The 5,189-nt window shown below is 65.1% G+C and carries 4 protein-coding genes and 1 riboswitch; of the genes, 2 read left to right on the top strand and 2 right to left on the bottom strand.

Translation table 11 applies throughout. The annotated features are described in order from the left end of the window. Nucleotides 1-443 precede the first annotated feature (443 nt). Nucleotides 444-2,714: an S-layer homology domain-containing protein gene (locus B5F88_RS18340; RefSeq protein ID WP_162612245.1), complete on the top strand. Its 2,271-nt coding sequence runs from the start codon at nucleotides 444-446 to the stop codon at nucleotides 2,712-2,714. 53 nt (nucleotides 2,715-2,767) lie between these two features. Here the strand turns inward: B5F88_RS18340 and gluQRS are convergent, their stop codons facing one another. Then, complete coding sequence (gene gluQRS, locus B5F88_RS18345) at nucleotides 2,768-3,709, bottom strand: tRNA glutamyl-Q(34) synthetase GluQRS (RefSeq protein WP_087348880.1); 942 nt, start codon at nucleotides 3,707-3,709, stop codon at nucleotides 2,768-2,770. 85 nt (nucleotides 3,710-3,794) lie between these two features. Beyond that, nucleotides 3,795-3,911: riboswitch (molybdenum cofactor riboswitch) on the top strand. 70 nt (nucleotides 3,912-3,981) lie between these two features. Here gluQRS and B5F88_RS18350 point away from each other — a divergent pair. Next, nucleotides 3,982-5,007 (top strand): molybdopterin-binding protein, encoded by a 1,026-nt coding sequence (locus B5F88_RS18350; RefSeq protein WP_087348882.1) that lies wholly within the window; start codon nucleotides 3,982-3,984, stop codon nucleotides 5,005-5,007. On the opposite strand, the gene B5F88_RS20435 is transcribed toward B5F88_RS18350, so the two are convergent. Beyond that, nucleotides 4,974-5,189, bottom strand: a 216-nt coding sequence (locus B5F88_RS20435; RefSeq protein ID WP_343286488.1) for a hypothetical protein, incomplete at its 5' end; no start/stop codon positions are given. The two genes, B5F88_RS18350 and B5F88_RS20435, sit on opposite strands and share 34 nt — an antisense overlap.

Genomic DNA, 5,189 nt, shown 5'->3' on the forward strand with positions numbered 1-5,189 from the left:
CTACCAGATACGACATGCTGGACACCTCCTTCTTGGCCTTCGTTCACCTTGCCGCCATTGCAATTCTGTTGACTTAGAACAAGTCTCCTGATTTTTCAAACAAGCCCTAACTAGATTCAAATTTTCGAAAGTCGTTTTTGTGAAACATCGAGAGATTGTTTTTCGCAGCACTTCTCAAATAGCAGGGGCGAGGACAGTCAACCAGCTATCGGCGTTCTTTTTTGACGTGCGCAAAAAGAAGGGCCTGCGGATTTCCGCAGACCCTTTCTCGCTGATGCGCAAAATCGGTTTTGTTGTTGTCCTTATGTTGGGGTACCTTCCGGCCCCCCTCTTTTTTGTGGTAAAAAGAGCGATGGCAAATCCGTCCGTTTGTGGTACAGTATAGACAGGCGCACAGTTCAAAAACCATGGGCGGCCCCGCCGCCCGGAACAGTAGGAAGGATATGAGACAAAAACTCCTCAGCGTTGTGACCTGTCTGGCCCTGTGCCTGACCCTGCTGCCCGCCGCCGCCCTGGCGGCGGACGGGCCGGTGACCTACCTCCAGCGCGGCTGGAACGGCAGCGCGGTGACGGAGGAGCTCAGGACGGTTGAGACCTACACCACCATTGACAGCGGCACCACCCAATGGAGCGACGGCTGGTACGTGGCCTCCGGCCAGGTCACCATTGACCGGAGCGGCGAGCCCGACCCCGATGATCGGTGCGTCAGCGTCACCGGCGACGTGTACCTGATCCTGGCGGACGCCTGCGTCCTCACCATCAAAGCCGCTATCAACCTGGAGCAGGGCGCCAGCCTCACCATCTACGGCCAGTCGGGGGACAGCGGGGAGCTGAACGCCCTCATCGCCAGTGAGGGCATCGCTACCTCCCTGACCCTCTGCGGCGGCAACGTCTCCGCCACCGCCGACACCATAGACTGCGCCATTGGCGGCACCGTCGACGAGAACAGCGGCGGCTATATCGGCAACCTCAGCATCTACGGCGGCGCGGTCACCGCCACAAGCGACAGCGGTGTAGCCATTTTTACCGGCAAGGGATACGGCTCCGTCAACATCTACGGCGGCACGGTCTTTGCCGCCAGCACCTTTGGCGCCGCCATTGGCGGCGGCGGTACCTTCAGCATGGACAACAGCATATGCAACGGCGGCGACGGCGGTACCGCCAACATCCGCGGCGGCACGGTCTTTGCCACCAGCACCGCTGGCGCCGCCATCGGCGGTGGCAGCGGCGCCAATGGAGGCAGCGACGGAGGCCCCGGCTCCTGTTCCATCGGCCCCGGCGCCCTGGTCTTTGCCAGCGGCGGCCTGGCTGACATTCAGGACACCAGCCAGCAGGACGCCTGGCAGGGCACGGTCTTTCAGGGGGAAAGCGGACAGGTCTACGGCGGCACTGTCCTCACCTCGGACCTGACCCTTCCCATCAGCAAAACCATTTCGTCGACTACCCATACCTTTGCCGACACCATCACCGTGGGCCAGGATCAGTCCCTCACCATCCCCCAGGGGGTGACCCTCACCCTGGAAGATGGCAGCACGCTGGATAACACCGGCCCCGTGTTCATCTACGGCTCCCTCATCGAGGCCGGCGGCACAGTTACCAACCCCGGCAACCTTCGCTACATGGCCACCGGCGTCACCCTGGACAAGACCAGCCTGACCCTGGCACCGGGCGAGACGGCGGAGCTGACCTACGCCATCACCCCGGACACCGCCACCGACAAGCGGGTGACCTGGAGCAGCGATAACCAGGCCGTGGCCACGGTGGCGGACGGCGTGGTGACCGCCGTGGCCCCCGGCTCGGCCACCATCACCGCCACGGCCGCCGATGGCAGCGGAACAACCGCCAGCTGCGCCGTGACGGTGACCGCGCCCCCCTCCTCCGGCGGCGGCTGGTGGGGCGGCTCCACGCCCGTCTATGCCGTCTCCCTGGCGGATGCGGAGCACGGTGTGGTGACCGTCACCCCCAGAAGCGCCGCCAAGGGCGGCACCGTGACGGTGACCGCCACCCCCCACCAGGGATATGAGCTGGCCTCCCTCACCGCCGCCACCTCCAAGGGCACGGAGGTGGAGCTGATCCACCAGGGCGATGGCAGCTACACCTTTTCCATGCCCGCCGACGACGTGACGGTGTCGGCCGTTTTCCGCCTCACCCTGCCCTTTGCCGACGTGCCCAACGACGCCTGGTACGCCGACGGGGTGCGCTACATCTACGGCCGGGGCCTGATGACCGGCACCGCCGCCGACGCCTTTGACCCCCAGCTGACCACCTCCCGGGCCATGGTGGCCGCCATCCTCTGGCGTTCGGTGGGCAGCCCCCAGGCCAGCTACGCCATGGACTTTGCCGACGTGCCCCTGGGTCAGTGGTATACCGAGGCCATCCGCTGGGCCGCCAGGGACGGCATTGTCTCCGGCTACGGAAACGGCGCCTTTGGCCCCGGCGACCCCATCACCCGGGAACAGCTGGCTGTCATGCTCTACCGCTACGCCCAGGACCGGGGCTATGACCTGTCCAACGGGACGGACAGCGGCCTTACCTCCTATACCGACGCCGACGACGTGAGCCCGTGGGCCCTCCAGGCCATGGAGTGGGCCTGCGGCGCGGGGCTGATCACCGGCACCGGCGACGGCTCCACCCTCTCCCCCCAGGGAGAGGCCACCCGGTCCCAGGCCGCCGCCCTGCTCATGCGGTTTGGGCAGGCCTATCCCGACTGGTAACCGGCTGAACAGACAGATAAAAGTGGGCCGCGGCATCCGCCGCGGCCCACTTTTTACCACTCGCCCTCCACTGTGATGTCCGTTTGGGGCACCTTGGACCAGTCGAAGCATCCGGCCAGCTCCGCCGGCGTCACCGGCTCCGGCCGGTCCAGCTGTCCCGCCCAATACCCCAGCAGGCCGGTGAGCTCCGCCGGGGTGAACCGCTGCCGCAGGGCCCCCATGTCCAGGTCCCTCTCCCGCTTGGACAGCCGCCGCCCGTCGGGGGCCACCAGCAGGGGCACATGGTAAAACTCCGGCGGAGTCAGCCCCAGCAGCCCGTACAGATAGAGCTGCCGGGGGGTGGAGTCCAGCAGATCCCGTCCCCGCACCACCTGATTGATTGCCATGGCCCCGTCGTCGTACACCACCGCCAGCTGATAGGCGTACACCCCATCGGAGCGGCGGAGAATGAAATCGCCGCAGTCCCGGAGCAGATTTTCCGCAAAAAAGCCCTGTACCCCGTCCAGGAAGTCCACTTCCCTGTCGGGGACCTCCAGCCGCCAGGCCGGACGGCGGGTTTGGGCCAGTTCCTCCCGCTGCTTCTCTGTCAAGTGCCTGCACCTTCCGCTGTAGACCGCCTGCCCATCGGAGCGGTGGGGGGCGGAGGCCGCCAGCCGCTCCGCCCGGGTGCAGAAGCAGGGATAGATCAGGCCCCGGCCCTCCAGCGCATGGAAGGCGGCGGCATACAGCTGGGTGCGCTCGCTCTGGCGATAGGGGCCGTGGGGGCCGCCCTTCCCATAGCCCTCGTCCCAGTCCAGCCCCAGCCAGCGCAGATCGTCGGCCAGCTGGGCGGCATATTCCTCTTTGCACCGGTCCGGATCCAGATCCTCCATCCGCAGCACCATCACGCCCCCGGCGGCACGCACCGACAGCCAGGCCAGCAGGCCGGAAAACAGATTGCCCAGATGCATCCGCCCGCTGGGACTTGGGGCAAAGCGCCCCCGCAGCTCTCCCATAGCGTTCTCCCCTTTCTCCGATAGTGTAACATACGCCGGGACCGCTGACCATTGCAATTTCGCAAAATTTATGGTATCCTGTCTATAATTGGATATGCTCCGAGCGGTACCGCCTAAGGGCTCTGCCTATGGCGCTCCGCCAGGGTCCGGCTGGAAACGGCCCGGCCTTCCGTCTTTGAAAAGGAGCCTCATGGAAAAAGGGGGTATTCTACCCTTTTGCCCGGAGGTACCGTGAAAGACGGTACCTCTTTTTTGTTTGGGAGGAACACAATATGAAGCTCATCGACACCCGGCGGGCCGTTGGCCACGTGCTCTGCCATGATTTGACCCAGATCATCCCCGGCGTCACCAAGGACGCCCGATTCCGCAAGGGACACGTGGTGACGGAAGAGGATATCCCCGTGCTGCTCTCCATGGGCAAGGAGCACCTGTACGTGTGGGAAAAGCAGAGCGGCATGCTCCACGAGGACGAGGCGGCAGAGCGGCTGCGGGCCCTGTGCCAGAATGAGCATATGCACCCCACGCCGGTGAAGGAGGGCAAGATCGAGCTCATCGCCGACTGCGACGGCCTGTTCCAGGTGGATGTGGAACGGCTCAACGCCATCAATGGCGAGGATGAGATCATGATTGCCACCCGCCACACCAACACCGCCGTTCACAAAGGGGACAAGCTGGCGGGCACCCGCATCATCCCCCTGGTCATCGCAGAGGACAAGCTGAAGGCGGTGGAGGAGCGGGCAGGTGCCACCCCTATTCTCTCCCTTACCCCCTGGAAATTAAAGACCTGCGGCCTGATCACCACCGGCAGCGAGGTGGCCAAGGGCCTGATTCCGGACAGCTTTACCCCCGTCATCATCCGGAAGCTGGCCGCCTACGGCATGGAGGTCACCCACCACTGTCTGCCAGGGGACGACATGGCGGCCATCACCGCCGCCGCTCTGGATTTCAAGGCGAAAGGCGTGAGCCTGATTCTGTGCACCGGCGGCATGAGCGTGGACCCCGATGACCGCACCCCCGGGGCCATCAGGGACACCGGGGCGGAGATCGTGTCCTACGGCGCCCCGGTGCTGCCGGGGGCCATGTTTCTGCTGGGCTACTTCGCCGACGGTACCCCCATTCTGGGCCTGCCCGGCTGCGTCATGTACGCCAAGGCCACCGTGTTCGACCTGATGCTCCCCCGGATCGCCGCCGGGGTAAGGGTCAGCCGGGCCGACCTGAAGGCCCTGGGCCACGGCGGGCTGTGCCTGGGCTGTCCGGAATGCCATTACCCCATCTGCCCCTTCGGGAAAGGCGTGTAAATGGTCACCGGAATTTCGCTGGAGGCGGCGGTGGTCCAAATGACCGGTCCCCTCTCCCCCCTTGGGACAGAAATTCTGCCCCTGGAGCGGGCCCTGGGCAGGACCAGAATGGGGGTACCGTCGGCGAAGTAGCCCAGCAGAAACATGGCCCCCGGCAGCACCGGGGCGCCGTAGGACACGAT

It is taken from the genome of Flavonifractor sp. An306, from assembly GCF_002159455.1.
Lineage (GTDB): Bacteria > Bacillota > Clostridia > Oscillospirales > Oscillospiraceae > Flavonifractor.